Annotated in this window: 18 protein-coding genes; 12 read left to right on the top strand and 6 right to left on the bottom strand. The window is 41.2% G+C overall.

All coding sequences use genetic code 11. The features are described 5' to 3' along the window. Positions 1-84 precede the first annotated feature (84 nt). Genes AACM45_RS09770 through AACM45_RS09750 form a run of 5 tightly spaced genes read left to right on the top strand, consistent with a single transcriptional unit; the run spans position 85 to position 5,250 of the window. Positions 85-1,083: a sugar phosphate isomerase/epimerase family protein gene (locus AACM45_RS09770; protein ID WP_339142351.1), complete on the top strand. Its 999-nt coding sequence runs from the start codon at positions 85-87 to the stop codon at positions 1,081-1,083. Positions 1,084-1,107: 24 nt separating this feature from the next. Next, positions 1,108-1,551 (top strand): DinB family protein, encoded by a 444-nt coding sequence (locus tag AACM45_RS09765; RefSeq protein ID WP_339142350.1) that lies wholly within the window; start codon positions 1,108-1,110, stop codon positions 1,549-1,551. 14 nt (positions 1,552-1,565) lie between these two features. Beyond that, positions 1,566-2,822: an MFS transporter gene (locus tag AACM45_RS09760; protein WP_339142349.1), complete on the top strand. Its 1,257-nt coding sequence runs from the start codon at positions 1,566-1,568 to the stop codon at positions 2,820-2,822. Positions 2,823-2,850: 28 nt separating this feature from the next. After that, positions 2,851-4,074: an MFS transporter gene (locus tag AACM45_RS09755; protein ID WP_339142347.1), complete on the top strand. Its 1,224-nt coding sequence runs from the start codon at positions 2,851-2,853 to the stop codon at positions 4,072-4,074. A gap of 39 nt (positions 4,075-4,113) precedes the next feature. Next, entirely contained in the window at positions 4,114-5,250 is a 1,137-nt protein-coding gene (locus AACM45_RS09750) for a Gfo/Idh/MocA family protein (RefSeq protein WP_339142346.1), read from the top strand. Between the two features lie 59 nt (positions 5,251-5,309). Here the strand turns inward: AACM45_RS09750 and AACM45_RS09745 are convergent, their stop codons facing one another. Both AACM45_RS09745 and AACM45_RS09740 read right to left on the bottom strand, forming a co-directional pair. Further along, positions 5,310-5,768, bottom strand: coding sequence for an ASCH domain-containing protein (locus tag AACM45_RS09745; protein ID WP_339142344.1), 459 nt, complete (start codon positions 5,766-5,768; stop codon positions 5,310-5,312). Between the two features lie 15 nt (positions 5,769-5,783). Then, complete coding sequence (locus AACM45_RS09740; protein WP_339142343.1) at positions 5,784-7,487, bottom strand: GMC family oxidoreductase; 1,704 nt, start codon at positions 7,485-7,487, stop codon at positions 5,784-5,786. 140 nt (positions 7,488-7,627) lie between these two features. Here AACM45_RS09740 and AACM45_RS09735 point away from each other — a divergent pair, with 140 nt between their 5' ends. The 6 genes from AACM45_RS09735 to nadD all read left to right on the top strand — a co-directional run bounded on the left by AACM45_RS09735 (position 7,628) and on the right by nadD (position 12,516). Beyond that, positions 7,628-8,680 (top strand): sugar phosphate isomerase/epimerase family protein, encoded by a 1,053-nt coding sequence (locus AACM45_RS09735; RefSeq protein WP_339142342.1) that lies wholly within the window; start codon positions 7,628-7,630, stop codon positions 8,678-8,680. Further along, positions 8,677-9,420, top strand: a complete 744-nt coding sequence (locus AACM45_RS09730; protein ID WP_339142340.1) for a 3-keto-disaccharide hydrolase — start codon at positions 8,677-8,679, stop codon at positions 9,418-9,420. The genes AACM45_RS09735 and AACM45_RS09730 overlap by 4 nt, the downstream gene beginning before the upstream one ends. 112 nt (positions 9,421-9,532) lie before the next feature. Further along, positions 9,533-10,339, top strand: a complete 807-nt coding sequence (locus AACM45_RS09725) for a 3-keto-disaccharide hydrolase (protein ID WP_339142338.1) — start codon at positions 9,533-9,535, stop codon at positions 10,337-10,339. Positions 10,340-10,390: 51 nt separating this feature from the next. Further along, positions 10,391-11,248, top strand: a complete 858-nt coding sequence (locus tag AACM45_RS09720; RefSeq protein ID WP_339142337.1) for a YicC/YloC family endoribonuclease — start codon at positions 10,391-10,393, stop codon at positions 11,246-11,248. Between the two features lie 84 nt (positions 11,249-11,332). Continuing rightward, positions 11,333-11,926, top strand: coding sequence for a guanylate kinase (gene gmk / locus AACM45_RS09715; RefSeq protein WP_339142336.1), 594 nt, complete (start codon positions 11,333-11,335; stop codon positions 11,924-11,926). A gap of 5 nt (positions 11,927-11,931) precedes the next feature. Then, positions 11,932-12,516, top strand: a complete 585-nt coding sequence (gene nadD / locus AACM45_RS09710; RefSeq protein ID WP_339142335.1) for a nicotinate (nicotinamide) nucleotide adenylyltransferase — start codon at positions 11,932-11,934, stop codon at positions 12,514-12,516. A gap of 15 nt (positions 12,517-12,531) precedes the next feature. On the opposite strand, the gene AACM45_RS09705 is transcribed toward nadD, so the two are convergent. From AACM45_RS09705 to yiaA, 3 genes are all read right to left on the bottom strand, one after another. After that, the gene (locus tag AACM45_RS09705; RefSeq protein WP_339142334.1) at positions 12,532-13,092 is read right to left on the bottom strand and encodes a GDYXXLXY domain-containing protein; all 561 of its coding nucleotides are present in this window, start codon (positions 13,090-13,092) and stop codon (positions 12,532-12,534) included. Further along, positions 13,085-14,383, bottom strand: coding sequence for a DUF2157 domain-containing protein (locus AACM45_RS09700; protein WP_339142333.1), 1,299 nt, complete (start codon positions 14,381-14,383; stop codon positions 13,085-13,087). The genes AACM45_RS09705 and AACM45_RS09700 overlap by 8 nt, the downstream gene beginning before the upstream one ends. Before the next feature lie 107 nt (positions 14,384-14,490). After that, the gene (gene yiaA, locus AACM45_RS09695; RefSeq protein WP_339142332.1) at positions 14,491-14,964 is read right to left on the bottom strand and encodes an inner membrane protein YiaA; all 474 of its coding nucleotides are present in this window, start codon (positions 14,962-14,964) and stop codon (positions 14,491-14,493) included. A gap of 154 nt (positions 14,965-15,118) precedes the next feature. Between yiaA and AACM45_RS09690 the strand changes: the two genes are divergently transcribed. Further along, positions 15,119-16,585, top strand: coding sequence for a hypothetical protein (locus tag AACM45_RS09690; protein ID WP_339142331.1), 1,467 nt, complete (start codon positions 15,119-15,121; stop codon positions 16,583-16,585). On the opposite strand, the gene AACM45_RS09685 is transcribed toward AACM45_RS09690, so the two are convergent. Continuing rightward, entirely contained in the window at positions 16,582-17,292 is a 711-nt protein-coding gene (locus AACM45_RS09685; protein WP_339142330.1) for a DUF6503 family protein, read from the bottom strand. The two genes, AACM45_RS09690 and AACM45_RS09685, sit on opposite strands and share 4 nt — an antisense overlap. Positions 17,293-17,296 lie beyond the last annotated feature (4 nt).

Raw genomic sequence — 17,296 nt, 5'->3', positions numbered from 1 at the left:
ATCCCCATGTTTATTGAGAATTTGACACTATAACGTTGTAGTAAATCGCATATATCCTAACCATTGAACCACAAAACCATCATGATGAATCGAAGAAAATTTGTTCAAAATAGCGCAAAAGCCGGGGTGGCATTTTCCGTTTTTGGCGCTTATTCTTGTAAGCAAGTAAAGAAAGAAGCCGAAGCGGAGTCGGTTGATACTACATCTCAAACAAGTACTGAAACGCTTCCATTTTTCAAATTATCCCTGGCACAATGGTCCATCAACAAAATGATAAGGGAAGGTGGTGTAGACCCTTATACGTTTGCGGAGAAAGCTAAAAATTGGGGTTTTTCAGGTTTGGAATACGTTAGTCAACTGTATAAAGATGAATTGGAAGCAGCGGAATATTCTGAAGAAGCAATGCAAAATTTTGTTGCTAAATGTAACGCTGAGGCCGAAAAATATGATTTGGAGAATGTACTGATCATGATCGATCGTCAAGGCGATTTGGCGGCAGCCGATGCAGCCGAACGAAAAGCTGCGGTCGCGAATCATCATAAATGGGTCGATGCGGCAGCAGCAATGGGATGCCATTCAATCAGGGTTAACCTGAACGGTGTTCAAGAACCAGAGGCTTGGACGACGGCTTCCGTTGACGGACTGACACAATTGGCCACTTATGCAAAGGATAAAAATATCAATATCATTGTCGAGAATCATGGAGGGCTTTCATCAAATGCAGCCATGTTGGCAAACGTGATGACCCAGGTCGGTATGGAAAATTGTGGCACCCTGCCAGACTTTGGTAATTTCTGTATCAAAAGGGAGTCGGGGGATTATTATGAGTCAAAATGCATTGAGGAATATGATAAATATCAAGGTGTTGCCGAATTAATGCCGCATGCCAAGGCCGTAAGTGCCAAAGCCTATGACTTTGATGAAGATGGAAACGAAACCAAGATCGATTTTGCCAGAATCCTTGAAATAGTAAAAGATGCAGGGTATACCGGTTATATCGGTGTTGAGTATGAGGGGAATGTTTTAAGCGAGGAAGCGGGGATATTGGCTACGAAAAATTTACTTTTAAAAGCTGCCAAGTAGCTCAAGTATCAAGTCTACAAGCGTATGAAAGTGTTTTTTAATCAACTTTTTGACTATAATTTTTTTTGCAATAAAAAGCTCATTGAGCAAGCCCATGCGCTTAAGGATATTCCTAAAGATAGTACTAGACTTTTCAGTCATCTCTTAAACGCCCATCATATTTGGAATAGAAGAGTACAAGGCGTTAAGCATGAATATGATGTCTGGCATATTCATGATATCAAACATTGGGAAGATATTCATTACGAAAATCAAAGAACGACTTTTGAGATTATCAGAAATACCGATGATTTTAATAAGCGTATTGATTATGAAACTACGGAGGGGCGTGTTTTTGCCAATGATTTGAAAGATATTCTATTCCATATCATCAATCATTCCACACATCATAGAGGTCAGATACTGGCAGGTTACAGGACAAATGGCATCGCACCTGAAAAACTGGATTACATTTTTTATAAAAGATAATACAAGCCTTCATCATGAATACAAAAACCAAGTTTCAATTATCTTTTATGATGTTTTTGGAATTCTTCATTTGGGGAGGATGGTTCGTGACTTTAGGAATTTACCTGCCAACTACTTTAGGGGCAAGTGGTGCCGATATTGCATTTGCCTATTCAAGTCAATCTTGGGGTGCTATAGTAGCACCTTTTATCATCGGACTTATTGCTGACCGTTATTTCAATGCGGAAAGAATTTTGGGGATTTTGCATTTAATAGGCGCCATTTTGATGTACCAAATGGCCAATGCAGCTGACATAGCAACATTCGTTCCATACGTTTTTGGGTATATGATTGCTTATATGCCCACTTTGGCACTGGTCAATTCAGTGTCGTTCAACCAAATGAAAGACCCGTCAAAAGAGTTTGCCTTCATAAGGGTATTCGGTACTATTGGGTGGATCGTGGCGGGGTTGTTGTTTATCAGCATCCTTTTCAAGTGGGATTCTCCTGAAAGTATTCAAAATGGTGCACTGAAGAACACCTTTTTCATGACGGCTATTGCGTCTGCCATTTTGGGGGTCTTTAGTTTTTCACTTCCGAAAACGCCGCCAAGGGTATCAAAAGAAGATAAGGTATCCATATCCTCGATTTTAGGGTTGGACGCGCTAAAATTATTAAAGGACAGTAATTATTTGGTATTCTTTATCACCTCTGTGCTGATTTGCATTCCCCTTGCTTTTTATTACCAACATGCGGGGCAGTTTTTAGGCGAGATCGGAGCTTCCATAGGACTGCTTGGCTCAGAAATTGGCCCTGCGGGAATGATGACCATAGGTCAGATTTCAGAAGTATTGTTTATGCTGCTGCTACCGCTCTTTTTTACCAAATACGGATTTAAAAAGACCATTCTGGCCGGAATGTTCGCATGGACGGTACGGTATTTGTTGTTCGCCTATGGCAATCCTGATGAACTCACGTTTATGTTGTTGATCGGTATTGCATTGCATGGAATATGCTATGATTTCTTTTTTGTCTCGGGACAGATTTATACCGATACAAAAGCAGGTGTAAAATACAAAAGCGCAGCGCAGGGACTGATTACCCTAGCTACTTATGGGGTAGGTATGCTGATCGGTTTTTGGATTGCAGGAAAGATTACGGATTTATATCTTTTAAAGGAAGGAGCGCATTATTGGCAGACCATTTGGATGTATCCCGCAGGGTTTGCATTTCTCGTCTTCTTGATTTTTGCCTTTACCTTTAAAAACGAAAAAATTGAATACAAACAATGACCAACTTTGCTAATTAAATAAATGATAGATGGAGAATATTAACAAAAACAAACTTTTTTTTGCAGCCTGTATCTCACTCGTTGTAACTTCAATGACATTCGCAATTAGGGCCGGTATATTGACACAGCTCGGTATTGATTTTGAAATTAACAATACAGAGCTTGGCTACATCAATAGTATGGCCTTTTTAGGCTTTCCGTTGGCGATGCTCATCGGGGGATTGTTATACAATGCCCTTGGGCCCAAAAAACTATTGATCACCGCTTTTGTCTGCCATCTTTTAGGATTGGTATTGACCATTTATGCCGGTGGATTTTGGACCTTGATCATTTCGACCTTTTTTATCGGTTTTGCGAATGGATCTGTTGAGGCAGCCTGTAACCCGATGATAGCCGATATGTATACCAATAATAGAACCGCCATGCTGAATAAGTTCCATGTTTGGTTTCCGGGTGGGTTGGTGATAGGTTCTTTGGTATCAAAATTTATGACCGATGCCGGTCTTGGGTGGCAATTGCAGATTGCGACCATGTTGATTCCGACCTTGATCTACGGTTTTTTGGTATTCACCCAGAAGTTTCCTGAAAGCGAGAATATCGAATCCAATACCTCTTCTAATATCAAGGCGCTGGGCAATCCGCTCTTTATCTTTATGTTGGTCTGTATGACCTTAACGGCGACCTCTGAATTTATCCCACAGCAGTGGGTAGAGACCATTTTAGGTAAATCAGGGGCTAGCCCAATGTTGGTTTTGGCTTTGGTCACCGGTATCATGGCCTTAGGGCGTTTTTTTGCCGGCCCGATCGTACATCGATTAAATCCGATAGGAGTGCTGTTCATGTCTGCGATCATTACGGCAACCGCTATTTATTTTATGAGCATCTCTGAGGGGGGAATGATATATGTGGCCGCTGCACTCTTTGCGTTGGGGGTCTGTTATTTCTGGCCTACTATGATCGGGTTTACTTCAGAATATACCTCTAAGACGGGTGCTTTAGGAATGTCTTTGATGGGTGGGGCAGGAATGTTCGCCACCTCAATTTGGAACCCCATTATTGGCTCTCGGCTAGATGCTGAGAAAGCAAATGCCCTCAATACGGGCCTTGTCGGTGAACTGGCAGATATCGAGGCCGGTAGGGCCGTACTGGGTTTTATGGTCTATTTTCCATTAACTTTGGTAGTCTTATTCGGAATCTTATTCGTGTTACGAAAGCGAATCGAAAAAAGCAGGATCCATCAAGAACCTGCATAGAGTAACCCTTAATTGAATTATCATCAGAAAATCAAAATAATGCCAAAAAAAATAAAACTAGGAATTTTAGGGGGCGGAGGTGATTCCCTAATCGGAGTACTGCATCGCGTTGCGGCACACATCAATGACAATTATGAAATCGTGGGCGCCGTATTCAGTCCAGAACTTCAAGAAAGTATTGACTTTGCAAAAGAGATCGATATACCGACCAACAGAATTTACAAAGACTTTGATACGCTTATCGAAGAAGAACTAAAACTTTCAGAAGACGAACGTATTCAGGTCTGTTCGGTACAGACCCCGAACTTCCTGCACTTTCCGATGGCGAAAAAACTATTGGATAACGGGTTTCATGTAATCTGCGAGAAACCGATGACCATGAACTATGCAGAAGCGAAGGAATTGGAGGCGGCACATCAAAAATCAGGAAAAGTCTTTGCGTTGACACACACGTATACCGGTTACCCTATGGTACGTCAAATGCGTGAAATGATAAAGGCCGGTGCACTGGGAAGGATCCATAAAGTGGATGCGAGATATTATCAGGGCTGGATCAATCCGATCATACATGACAAAGAAAAGCGTTCATCTGTTTGGCGATTGGATCCCACAAAGGCAGGTATCAGTTCATGTATGGGCGATATTGGGGTACACGCCTTCAACCTTTTGGAGTACACCACAGGGCTACAAGTAAAATCGTTGCTTTGTGATTTCAATTATTTGTACGAAGACAATCAAATGGACGTAGATGGCACCGTTTTGGTGAGAATGGATACCCATGTAAAGGGGGTAATCCGTTCTAGCCAGGTCGCAACAGGGGAAGAGAATGGCTTGGCCATAGCGATATATGGCGAAAAGGGAGCTTTCAGATGGGAACAAGAGCGCCCTAATTTTCTGTATAAGATGAGCGATACGGAACCTACGCAAATCTATAAGCCCGGTCATGCCTACAATTCGGCATTGTCATTGGCAGGTACAAAGTTGCCTCCTGGCCATCCTGAGGGTATCTTTGATTCCATGGCCAATATTTATTTAGGTGCGGCCAAGGCCATACGTGGCGAAAAGTACAATGATGGGGAGTTCCCTACGATGACCGACGGTGTGCGCGGAATGAACTTTATTGAAAGCACCGTGGCATCACATAAACAAGGAAACGTTTGGATAACGTTGGATTAGCGGTTATCCTGAACCTGCCTCAAATATAGGATGGCCGCTTTTAAGCGGCCATTTTCTTTTTAAAAGACTTTTTCAAACTGCACAAAAACAACGATCATACTTTCAAGTGGTCTACGATTGAATTCCGCTAGTTCACGCGTGTAATATTCCCAATGAACCTTTTTCCAGTATTCAAGGCTTTTATCGCCTTCCCCTTCTAGTCGTGCGTGTTCCGCATGGACTGAAAAATAGGGCATCATTTTTACAGAAGTGATTTTGACAATGCATTTTGCTGTACCTTCCCAATCGGTAACGATAAAAAAATCATCGATTTTTGGCAGGGGCTCTTCTCGAAGCTGTATACCCAATAAAGAGGGCGAGGTGGCCCTTTTTATTTCTTTTACCGCCAGTTCTGCAAGGGTGTTGGCATCGTTTTCATTGTCGCCAAAATACCCTACTTCAGGGGCTTTTGCAAAAGCAAATTCAGTGTGTTTGTCTAAAAAGTCCCCCCAGAGGTTCCTGGCCGAAGCGTTATCCATTTAAGTACTGATTGATTAAGCGAATTTTCCTAATTTGAACTGCTCTGCGGCATGGTTGGCTGCACGGGCGGTGAATGCCATATAGGTCAATGATGGGTTGACACATGCCGCAGAGGTCATAAATGCACCATCGGTCACATAAATATTCGGTACATCATGAACTTGATTGTGTTTGTTCACTACCGAAGTCCGCGGATTCCACCCCATACGTGCACCACCCATTTCATGAATACCAAGTCCTGGGCCGGTTTCCTTATCATAGGGTTCTATATTTTCGAAATTGGCTGCCTTTAACATCGCTACGGCCTCTTCTTTGATGGCCTCCCGCATTTTATATTCGTTTTCTTTGAACTCCACATCAAAGTCAAGCTGTGGCAGACCCCATTGGTCTTTTTTATCGCGACTTAAGGTCACCCGGTTATCGTGATAGGGCAGCATCTCACCAAAGCCATATACCCCTATCTGCCAATTACCCGGCTTGAGTATTGCAGCTTTTAAGTTATTGCCATAACCGGCCTCTGCTATGGATTCTGACCAATCGCTTCTACTTGAATTGCCTTGATAGCCGAACCCCCTTAAAAAGTCTTTGCGTTTGGTTTTTTCGTCAAGGTTTACGAACCGTGGAATGTAAAAGCCATTGGGCCTTCGTCCTTTATGGTACCTATTACTATGTTCCCCAGTGCTTGCATTGGCACCCAGGGCATAATGATGGTCCATTATATTTCGGCCCAACTCATCATAATTGTTGCCTATTCCGTTCGGGAAGCTTTTTGATTTTGACTGGAATAGAATACCTACAGAGGCCATGGCCGAAGCACATAGAAAAACAATTTTCCCCTTGAATTCCAATTTTTCATGGGTTTCAGCATCAATAATTTTGACCCCGGTTGCCTTTTTCGTCGTTTCGTCATATACTACTTCATGTACGATTGAATTTGGCCGTAAGGTCATATTTCCGGTTCGTTCGGCAGCAGGCAAGGTTGATGAGTTGCTGCTGAAATATCCTCCAAAGGGACATCCCCTCCAGCATCGATCTCGATATTGACAAGGTCCCCTGCCTTTAAATTCGGTAGTATTCTCAGTGATATGGGCGACCCTGCCTATGGTAAGTAGTCGATCGTCTTCGAATTTATCGTCGATTGCCTTTTGCAGATCCTGTTCGACACAGCTGAGTTGCATGGGAGGTAGAAATTTACCATCAGGCAACTGTCTCAATCCTAGATTTTGGCCACTGACCCCAATATAACGTTCCACTTTATCATACCATGGTGAAATATCCTTGTAACGAACGGGCCAATCGACACCCATACCATCTTTTAGATTGGCTTCAAAATCGATATCACTCCATCGGTAACTTTGCCGCCCCCAAGTAAGTGAACGTCCCCCGACTTGGTACCCACGTATCCAATCAAATCGTTTGGTCTCTTGATACGGATGTTCAAGGTCATTGACGAAAAAGTGTTTAGAATCTTCGGTAGGTGCCCATCCTACCCGAAGCTGTTTATGGTATTTTTTCTTATCATCCCTTGACAATTCCCCTCGAAATTTATAATCCCAAGGATCGTCATGCATGGTTTTATAGTCCTCAATGTGTCTGACCATTGGGCCTCGTTCCAAGACCAGTGTTTTTAATCCATTTTCACAAAGCTCCTTGGCTGCCCAGCCACCCGTGATTCCGGTTCCGACCACAATGGCATCATAAACAGTATTTTGATTCACAATAGAGTTATTTAGTTCTTATCTAATCGCTATATTTATGGCTATGTAAAGCGAAAATTCAGATAAATTAATTTATTTCTTAAATATAGTTGATTATTCCTAAAATTTGTAGGGATGTATCGTATCAAAAACCAATTTAAATGAAGACAATTAAGGGACCAGCTGTTTTTCTGGCGCAGTTTGTAGATAGTAAGGCACCATTCAATTCTTTGGACGGCATGTGCAAGTGGGCCGCTGATTTGGGGTATAAAGGAATTCAGATTCCTACTTGGGAATCGTTTTTAATCGACCTCGACAAAGCCGCAGAGAGTCAAGATTACTGTGATGAATTGAAGGGAAAGGTAAATTCTTATGGTCTTGAGATTACCGAGCTATCAACCCATCTTCAGGGGCAACTGGTCGCGGTGCACCCTGCCTATGATTTGATGTTCGACAATTTTGCACCTGATGAACTGAAGGGAAAACCCAAAGAACGTACCGCCTGGGCCGTTGAAACCGTAAAAAAGGCAGCCACTGCCAGTCGTAGATTGGGTATCAACGCCCATGCCACATTTTCAGGGGCACTGCTTTGGCATACGATGCATCCGTGGCCACAACGGCCAGCAGGTTTGGTCGAAATGGGTTTTGAGGAATTGGCGAAGCGTTGGATGCCCATTTTAAACCACTTTGATAAAGAAGGGGTCGATGTCTGCTATGAAATCCATCCTGGTGAAGACTTGCATGATGGGGATACTTTTGAGCGTTTTTTAGCGGCAACCGGAAACCATAAACGTGTAAACATACTTTATGACCCAAGCCATTTTGTACTACAACAGCTAGATTATATCAGTTATATCGATCATTATCATGAATTTATAAAATCATTCCACGTTAAAGATTCTGAATTCAATCCCACAGGAAAAAAAGGGGCTTTTGGGGGATATAATGACTGGGGTGATCGTGCCGGTCGGTACCGTTCTTTAGGAGATGGCCAAATCGATTTTAAAACGATTTTTTCTAAACTAACACAATACGGTTGTGATGTTTGGGCGGTAATGGAATGGGAGTGTTGTATAAAAAGCCCTGAACAAGGGGCAAGGGAAGGGGCCAAGTTTATTCAAGACCACATAATTGAGGCAACACAGAAAACATTCGATGATTTTGCAGGCGCAGAGATTGACAAAGACGAACTCAGAAAAATATTAGGATTATGAAACAGTTGACCGTAATTGCACTGGCGTTATCATTTTTCGCTTGCAAACAAACTAAAAAACAAGAGGTGGTTCAAGAAGAACTCGCCGTTGAAGAAAACGTTGAAAAGGTGTCAAATGACTGGCAAGTCCTTTTTGATGGAAGTTCATTTGACGGTTGGCATGGATACTTAAGTGATGAAGTATCCAATGTTTGGAAATTGGAAGATGGCGCCATGGTATTCTACCCACCAAAAGGGCGAAATGGTGAGAGTTATAATATTGTTACGGATAAGGAATACACCAATTTCGTATTGTCATTGGAGTGGAAGGTAAATGAAGGAAGCAATAGTGGAATATTCTGGGGGGTTTATGAGGATGCGAAATATGGCCAACCGTACGAAACTGGACCAGAAATACAGGTTTTGGATAATATCGCCCACCCCGATGCAAAAAATGGCACTACGCATCAAGCAGGAGCCTTATATGACATGATCGCTCCAAGTAAAGATGTGGTGAAACCCGTAGGAGAATGGAATACTTGTGTAATAACGATTGACCATGACACCAATGCGGGGAGCGTAGTACTCAATGGGGAGAAAATCGTGGAATTCCCTGTACATGGTGAAGCCTGGGATGCCATGGTAGCCAAGTCAAAATTTGCCGATTGGGAAGGATTTGGAAACTATACCACCGGTAAAATTGGTCTGCAGGATCACGGCGATATCGTGGCCTATCGAAATATTAAAGTAAAAGAACTCTAACAAAGTATAAAGTTTGCAATACGAAGGCTGCTCATGTAGTAGTTATTAAGCCTTGTTGTCATCTTATGCACGTATTGAATTAACCGAATAGTATTATTTCGAAAACCATTTCATGAAAAAAATCTTTTTCATCCTTATTGCTGCTTTGACCGTATCAAATGCCTGTAAACAGGTTAAAACCAAAAGTGCAGAAGATACTGAACAAACTGTGGCCGCTGAAAAATATGTTGGTGAAGAACCCACCAAGCCCGAGGCCACTGAAGTTTATGAGCCCGTTCCACCGAAGGTAACGGTCAATGGGAACGGGGTGCCGAGTGATGCCATCATTCTTTTTGACGGCAGTGGTTTTGATGAATGGGTACATGTAGCCGATAGCACGGCGGTGCAATGGCATCTCAATAAAGATGGTAGCATGACTGTAAAGGACCAAGCAGGGTTTATTCAAACCAAAAGAAATTTCGGTAGTGTACAATTGCACTTGGAATGGAAATCCCCCGCCGAAGTAAAAGCTGATGGCCAGAATAGGGCGAATAGTGGTGTATTTCTGCAAAGCAGGTATGAGGTGCAGATTTTAGATAATAACGACAATGATACCTATGTGAACGGTCAGGTAGGGGCTATTTATAAACAGTCAGTTCCTCTGGCAATGGCCTCAAGACCCACAGGAGAGTGGAATACTTATGACATCATTTTTCATGCCCCCGAGTTCGGAATGAGCGGTAAAAAAATGAAATCAGGTACGATTACGGTGATACACAATGGGGTCTTGATCCAAGACCATTATGAATTGGAAGGGACCACCGAATATATTGGTTGGCCAAAAAATATACCTCACGGTAAAGCGCCCATACAGTTGCAGGATCATCGCGACAACAGTCGTGTCAGTTACAGAAACATTTGGGTGAGGGAATTGGATTGATAAAAAGGAAAACCCCGTTTTGCCTACCTTTGCCAAAACTTCGAAATATTTATGATTCAGTCCATGACCGGCTATGGTAAGCATGTGGTACAGCTGCCATCAAAAAAGATTACCGTAGAACTAAAATCACTCAATAGCAAGAATCTTGATATCAATGCCCGAATTCCACAAGCATTTAGGGACAAAGAGCTGAACTTGCGTAAAAGCATCGCAGACGTTTTGATTCGAGGAAAGGTTGATTTTGGTCTTTATGTCGAAATTACAGGTGAGGATACCAGTGCGGAAATCAATTCGGGTGTGGTAAGGAATTATATGGAACAATTGCGTGAAATTGCTGATGGCGATTCGGTAAAGTTGCTCGAATTGGCACTTAGAATGCCCGATACGCTAAAAACGGACAAAAACGATATAGATCCAAAAGAATACAAGGCTATTGAAGAGGCTTTGAACGAGGCCTTGAATGCTATCAATACATTTAGGACCGAAGAGGGAAAAGTGCTTGAGAATGATTTCCGCAATCGCCTTAAAACATTAGGTGATCTCTTAGACCAAGTGAAGGCAATGGACCAAGAACGCCTGGGGACCATTCGGGAACGGTTAGAAAAAGCAGTTGCCGATTTGAAAGTAGAGTTGGATGCCAATCGCTTCGAACAAGAATTGATTTATTATTTAGAAAAATACGATATCACAGAAGAAAAGGTACGATTGGCCAATCATCTAGAATACTTTGAGGGAACTTTAAGTTCAAATGATTCCAACGGAAAAAAACTGGGGTTCATCTCTCAAGAAATTGGCCGCGAGATAAATACAATCGGTTCTAAGGCCAATTACGCGCCAATGCAGCAATTAGTGGTACAAATGAAAGACGAACTAGAAAAAATAAAAGAACAGATGCTCAACGTGCTTTAAAACTATCTTGCAAACGAAGTAGTTTTTATGTTAAATCAATACCAATGCTTTTGAACTTGATACTTGAACTTGAATTTGTTTCTTATGAAAGGAGGAGGTAAGCTTATCATATTCTCAGCACCATCGGGTAGCGGAAAGACCACCATAGTGCGCCATCTTTTAAAACAGCCGGAATTGAATTTGGCCTTTTCGGTCTCTGCAACGTCACGTCTACCTAGGGGAGAGGAAAAAGATGGGGAGAATTACTATTTCATTAGTGTTTCAGACTTTAAAAAACACATTAAGCAAGATGATTTTTTAGAGTGGGAAGAAGTCTATCGAGATAGTTTCTACGGCACTTTAAAAAGCGAGGTAGAGCGTTTATGGGCCGAGGGTAAAAATGTGATTTTTGATATTGATGTCGTTGGGGGCCTACGGATAAAAAAGAAGTTTCCTGAGCAGACGCTTGCAGTCTTTGTAAAGCCCCCTAGTGTCGATGAATTGAAGATCAGACTCAAAAAGCGCAGCACTGAAAGCGACGATAAGATCAATATGCGCGTGGCCAAGGCTTCAGTCGAATTGGCCACGGCCCCGCAATTCGATAGAGTCATCAAAAACTATGATCTGCATACGGCATTGGAGGAAGCCCATCAGATGGTAGCGGATTATGTTGGTGCTTCAAGACCTATGAAGGAGTAAGACCGATGAAAAAAGTAGGACTTTATTTTGGTACGTTCAACCCGATACACATTGGGCATTTGGCCATTGCGAACCATATGGTCGAGTTCTCTGACCTTGATGAGGTTTGGTTCGTGATTACCCCTCAAAGCCCATTTAAACAGAAAAAGTCATTGCTCGATAATCACCATCGCTATCAAATGGTCTTAGAGGCAACAACAGACTGCCCCAAACTCAAACCTAGTAAAATCGAGTTTGATTTGCCGCAACCTAATTATACGATAAACACCTTGATTCACCTTGAAGAAAAATATCCTGAGGGATATAATTTTTCCCTTATCATGGGTGAAGATAACCTGAAGGGCTTCCACAAGTGGAAGAATTATGAGGTTATTTTAGAAAATTATGCTTTATACATCTATCCTAGAATCTCGACGGGAACGGTTTCCCATCAATTTGAAGGGCACCCTAAAATCAATAAAGTTGATGCCCCGATCATGGAAATTTCTTCCACTTTCATTCGAAAGCAACATGCCAAAGGCAAGAATATCAAACCTTTACTGCCTTTTAGGGTCTGGAAATACCTTGACGAGATGAATTTTTATCGGTAAGCAAATGGTTTACGATCAATTAAGGTCTTGAAACTCGTTCACAAATTTTTGGATGGGAATATCATCGATGAAAACATTATCTAAAACCGCAGTTCCATCTTTAACATACACAAGCCCGTAGCAGATTTTAGTAGTATCCCTTTGTGCCGTGCGAACCGAAATTTCGGCGTCATATGCTTTGTATTCGTTCATGTAAAAACGGTTGAAAGGCAAATTGAACTGTACGGTCTTACCATAGTTATAATTACTTTTTGCGATGATATAGTCTTCATCAAAATCCAAGGGGGTTTTACTTACCCTTTTCACCATTGCAAACCCCTCTGCGTCGGTGGTAAGATACACAAAAACATTGCCTGAGTAGTTACTCCAGTCCTCATCGGTTTGAAATGAGTTCAGTTCATAGTTCAAGGTGATATATTTTCCACGAAATGGATCTGTCGGATCGATCGGTCGTGTCTTGAACTTATAAGAAGTGCCCGTAATTAGGGTATTTTCTTGTTGGTGAATCATTTGTGCCGGCACCAATAGTTGTGCCGCAAATACTATAAATAGCGCTATTGTAAGTAGTTTACGCATGGTCTTCTGTTTTTGGGTTGTCTTGCAAAGCAGTGCCGCGTTGTTTTTTGAGCAGTAGGTAATTGGTGAAAAAGAAACCAAGACCTACCAAAATAAATACTATACCACGGAATATAAAATCTAAATTGGAATCAAAAAATCGACATGCAATAAGCACCGTGATAATAAGTAAGCCATAATTCAAAATGGTATAACTTGATTTGTGAATACCGATTCTAATTGTAAATAATCCTAGTGTTGCGACCAAGATATTGGTTAAAACGACACTGTGTACGTAACCAAAATAATGAGTGGAGTATAGTGCACCTACGATTATAAACGCATATTGAAAGAGATTGAAGCCTTTTGTATGTTTTTTTAGGTGTAAGTATACCAAGGTCATTAGCGCCATCAAAAAAGGGACACTTGTAATGCTGACTTCTACTGATGTATAAGAATCTTGAATGGCATCTATCCAAAACCATTCAAAGGTCAATAGCATTAGCATGAAGCTAGTGCCCAATGAGCCTAAAACGGTATATCCATTTCTTCGTAGCTTTTGATTCTTGAATAGCTGAAGTTCACCTAGGTTGTATAGTAGTCCGAATAAACCGAGATACATCAAGAAAGATAAGTTGCCCCCAGTTGTAAAAGTGCCTAAGACAATAATGGGGCTTAAGGGCAAAAGCCAGTTGAGTATACCGACAATATTGCTTTTTGTTTCCTGTTTTTGTAACCTGATATAATACGGAATCACCCAGGCAAATAGTAAAAGGTACCACCAAGGCATAGCACCCCTGTAGGTATAGCCAAGGTCACAGGCATACCAGGTAATTAGCATAAGGTGAAGCATAACGGTACTATTTGAACGAAGCAAGTAAATAAGTGGTGCGGTTATCGCAATCCATATCAAAAGAAATTCGCTTAAGTCGCCTGGAATGTGGTATATCTGACTTATCAATGAGATGGTCGCTCCGACAGCTAACACCAAAAAGGTTGCTGAAGACTCTATCCAAGCCATGCCTTTCTTTTTAATAAAGCTATAAGTACTGGCAATTTGCCCAATGATCAAAGGGAAGAAGGCAAAAACCGTTTTCAGGTTCCTGGGCATTCCATCCCAATTGTGTGCAATGATAAGAATGATTCCTAGGCCACTTAAGAGTGCTCCCAAAACCCCAAAAATGGTAAACAGGCGATTTGGCTTGGCTTCTTCTTTGGCGAGATAGTACGCCGTGATTTTTTGAGCGGTATCTGAGGTGATTACCTGAGCTTCTATAAGTTCAGGGAGCGCTCTTTCTAATTTTGGGTTCATTGGGTCGTTCTAAATGGGTACCTACATTGCGGTCTATGGTATGGTATTTTATAATGGTTCAATAAAAATTACCTTGCCCTTATAGAGGGCAAGGCTTACCATAATTATTAGAGTTCACTTTCCTTAGTTTCTAAAAACTTGATGTCCCTAGTATTCTTTTGTACGGCTACTGCGGCAAATAAGCTTAATAAATAAGACATTCCGTAAAAGCCTTTTTCGCTTAACTCCATATCGGCGTTCCAAAGGCCAATGACCAACAATAGGATCGAGGCTATGGTCGTGAACCAGCTAATGCCATAATAGGCATCGGTTACAGGCAGCCCCTCTTGGCGGTCACGCACACTTTTCTGCACTGAGACCACAGAAAATAGCCCGAAAAGCAGTAATGTAAAATAATATCCTTTTTCGTTAAGCCACATATTGGCGTTCCAAAGACCGATACAATATGACACCATTCCGATAAATAATGCGGACCAAGAGGCTGAAATAAAAGCGGATGTTGGTCGTAGATCAAACTTTTCTTTATGCTCTTTTTTTTGAAAGATCGGCTTTTCCTTTTCTGAAAATGATTGATTGTCCATAATTACTTTTTTAATTGAATTATGGGGCAAATATGCAGCGTATCGCAAGGTCAAATCAACACAATATTTATTGAAATATTATGATTTAATACTATATTTATAATATTAAAGTATTGATAAACAATTGTATATATTCAAAAGTAATGATGATTAAATGAGTGATTTTTATGATGTCTACAGTGTATTCTCAGTTACGGAAAAAAAGGAATTTGCGTCATTTTTAAGAAAAAGAAACCGTCGTGGAGATACTAAAAACTTAGAATTGCTACGTCTTTTAGGAAGTGGTCAGACCAAGGACTTGGACATCGCGCTTTATGGAAAACCCTCAAAAGGAGCCCTTCATGCCCTTAGCAAACGACTTATGGATACCTTGGTTGATTTTGTGGCCAGCAATAGCTTTGCAGATGAAACTTCTTTAGAATTGGAAGCCATGAAATTCTTATTGGCAAGCCGTATATTTTTTGAACAAAAATTGTATCGTATCGCATTTAAAACAATACGAAAAGCAGAGGCGAAAGCTTTAGAGACCGATAACTACGCTATTTTAAATGAGATACATCACACCAAGATACAGTATGCCCATTTAAATCAAGAATGGGTTTTAACAAAACTGATTGCGGCTTCTGAACGTAATCATCAGCTTTTGGTTCAAGATATGCAATTGAACATGGTATATGCCAAGATCAAATTGGAACTCAGACAAAACCCTACGGCTTCGGTAAGTGCCATTATTTCTGACGCATTTTCTGAATTTCAATTGGAAATCACCGAAGGGTTGACCTATAAGTCGCTCTATCAACTCATGGAGATCACTGCCACTTCAGCGAAGTTGCAACGGGACTTTTACACGGTTTCACCTTTTATGCGAACACTGTTCGCCAAGGTCAAACAAAAGGGTGAAGTGACCGAAAAGTATATGTATTATTACTTGAACATTGCCTACCTCATGGCGGCAACCGATTTTCGGAACAAGGCCTTTGAGACCTCAAAAGTACAGGTTGGCTATATCGAGGAGGTTTTGGGCGATAGTAAAAAACACCTTCAAAATGTATTTAGTGGAAGGGTAGCACGGTTAAAGGCCTTGAATGAGGCCTACACGGGAAATATTCAAAAGGCCATTGATCTATTATGCAATACGACGGATACCTCTTTGAACAACAAGCTATTGTTGGTCATGTGTTTCTTCTTAAACGAAGAATACCAAAAAGCTTATCGGTTGTTGAACACCTTAAAGCATACTGATGACTGGTACCTCAAAAAAATGGATTGGCCTTGGGTACTGAAAAAGAACAGCATTGAGATCTTACTACTGATAGAATTGGACAAACTCGATTTGGTATTAAATCGTATGCAACGATTTTCAAGGCGATTCGGTAAATTACTAAAAGATGTTGGTGAACAACGGGTACTTATTTTCATGGGTTTGGTAAAAGAATACTATGATAGGCCGATGGCGGTAACCTCAGAAGTTTTTATGGAAAAGGTAGAGCACTCATTTGATTGGATCGGTAGGGAACAAGAAGATATTTTCGTAATGAGCTTCTTTGCATGGTTAAAAGCAAAAATGGAAAAAAGAAAACTGTACGAGGTAACCCTCGAGTTGGTTTCCTTACCTACTTAGTTTGGGGTCAAAATATCAGTACCCAAGTAGTTGTCATCTTTATTGTAGTACCAAGCCCTTGTTTTTGGCATTTTGATCCCGCCAATTTCCTCAAGGCCACTCAAAAGAATATACTCGCCATCATTTTTAGATTCATCATGGTAAAATTGATAAACCTTCATGGCGTAGGTTTGTGGATCAAAGTAAAAATACCACCTGTCTTCACCAACTCTCGCATCATAGTCCACTTGAAGGACCAAGTATTTTTTTCCCTTGAACTCCTTTGTTTTCACTATAGGGTCTATTAAAGTGCCTGCATCTTTCAACTTCATTGGCAACCCATAGAGGTACGTATAATAATCTCGATACATAAACCCCCTTTCTTCGTTCAATCTATGTTTCGCTTTCTGGTCTTCGGTCAGCTCTGTTTTTCCGTTAAGTGATACTTTGCAAGAGTCCCCTTCTACTATGAATGCATAAGAATCGTCATCTTTTGAGACCTCAAGAACAAATGACTGTCGGGGTATATCCAACCTGATGATACTAAGTCGTTCTGACGAGTTTGGTGTTTGCATCGTAACTTTAAAAGCACTGCTGAACGTACTCCATTTCTCGTTCGGGTCATGAAAATCAATGGCTTTTTCAAGTAACTCAGAACCTGAAATCGATTGGCTGTTAGCTACCGAGGTAAGTAAAAGAAACACGATACACGGTAAAGAGGTCTTCATTAAG

It is taken from the genome of Croceitalea sp. MTPC5 (assembly GCF_036985505.1).
In the GTDB taxonomy this organism is placed as follows: Bacteria; Bacteroidota; Bacteroidia; order Flavobacteriales; family Flavobacteriaceae; genus Croceitalea.
This window is presented reverse-complemented; position numbering and strand designations above follow the sequence as displayed.

Bases quoted from the DNA above. Each gene is read 5' to 3' on its own strand.
- AACM45_RS09770 (WP_339142351.1), top strand. From the start codon at position 85: ATGAATCGAAGAAAATTTGTTCAAAATAGCGCAAAAGCCGGGGTGGCA.
- AACM45_RS09765 (WP_339142350.1), top strand. From the start codon at position 1,108: ATGAAAGTGTTTTTTAATCAACTTTTTGACTATAATTTTTTTTGCAAT.
- AACM45_RS09760 (WP_339142349.1), top strand. From the start codon at position 1,566: ATGAATACAAAAACCAAGTTTCAATTATCTTTTATGATGTTTTTGGAA.
- AACM45_RS09755 (WP_339142347.1), top strand. From the start codon at position 2,851: ATGGAGAATATTAACAAAAACAAACTTTTTTTTGCAGCCTGTATCTCA.
- AACM45_RS09750 (WP_339142346.1), top strand. From the start codon at position 4,114: ATGCCAAAAAAAATAAAACTAGGAATTTTAGGGGGCGGAGGTGATTCC.
- AACM45_RS09745 (WP_339142344.1), bottom strand. From the start codon at position 5,768: ATGGATAACGCTTCGGCCAGGAACCTCTGGGGGGACTTTTTAGACAAA.
- AACM45_RS09735 (WP_339142342.1), top strand. From the start codon at position 7,628: ATGAAGACAATTAAGGGACCAGCTGTTTTTCTGGCGCAGTTTGTAGAT.
- AACM45_RS09730 (WP_339142340.1), top strand. From the start codon at position 8,677: ATGAAACAGTTGACCGTAATTGCACTGGCGTTATCATTTTTCGCTTGC.
- AACM45_RS09725 (WP_339142338.1), top strand. From the start codon at position 9,533: ATGAAAAAAATCTTTTTCATCCTTATTGCTGCTTTGACCGTATCAAAT.
- AACM45_RS09720 (WP_339142337.1), top strand. From the start codon at position 10,391: ATGATTCAGTCCATGACCGGCTATGGTAAGCATGTGGTACAGCTGCCA.
- gmk (WP_339142336.1), top strand. From the start codon at position 11,333: ATGAAAGGAGGAGGTAAGCTTATCATATTCTCAGCACCATCGGGTAGC.
- nadD (WP_339142335.1), top strand. From the start codon at position 11,932: ATGAAAAAAGTAGGACTTTATTTTGGTACGTTCAACCCGATACACATT.
- AACM45_RS09705 (WP_339142334.1), bottom strand. From the start codon at position 13,092: ATGCGTAAACTACTTACAATAGCGCTATTTATAGTATTTGCGGCACAA.
- AACM45_RS09700 (WP_339142333.1), bottom strand. From the start codon at position 14,383: ATGAACCCAAAATTAGAAAGAGCGCTCCCTGAACTTATAGAAGCTCAG.
- yiaA (WP_339142332.1), bottom strand. From the start codon at position 14,964: ATGGACAATCAATCATTTTCAGAAAAGGAAAAGCCGATCTTTCAAAAA.
- AACM45_RS09690 (WP_339142331.1), top strand. From the start codon at position 15,119: ATGAGTGATTTTTATGATGTCTACAGTGTATTCTCAGTTACGGAAAAA.
- AACM45_RS09685 (WP_339142330.1), bottom strand. From the start codon at position 17,292: ATGAAGACCTCTTTACCGTGTATCGTGTTTCTTTTACTTACCTCGGTA.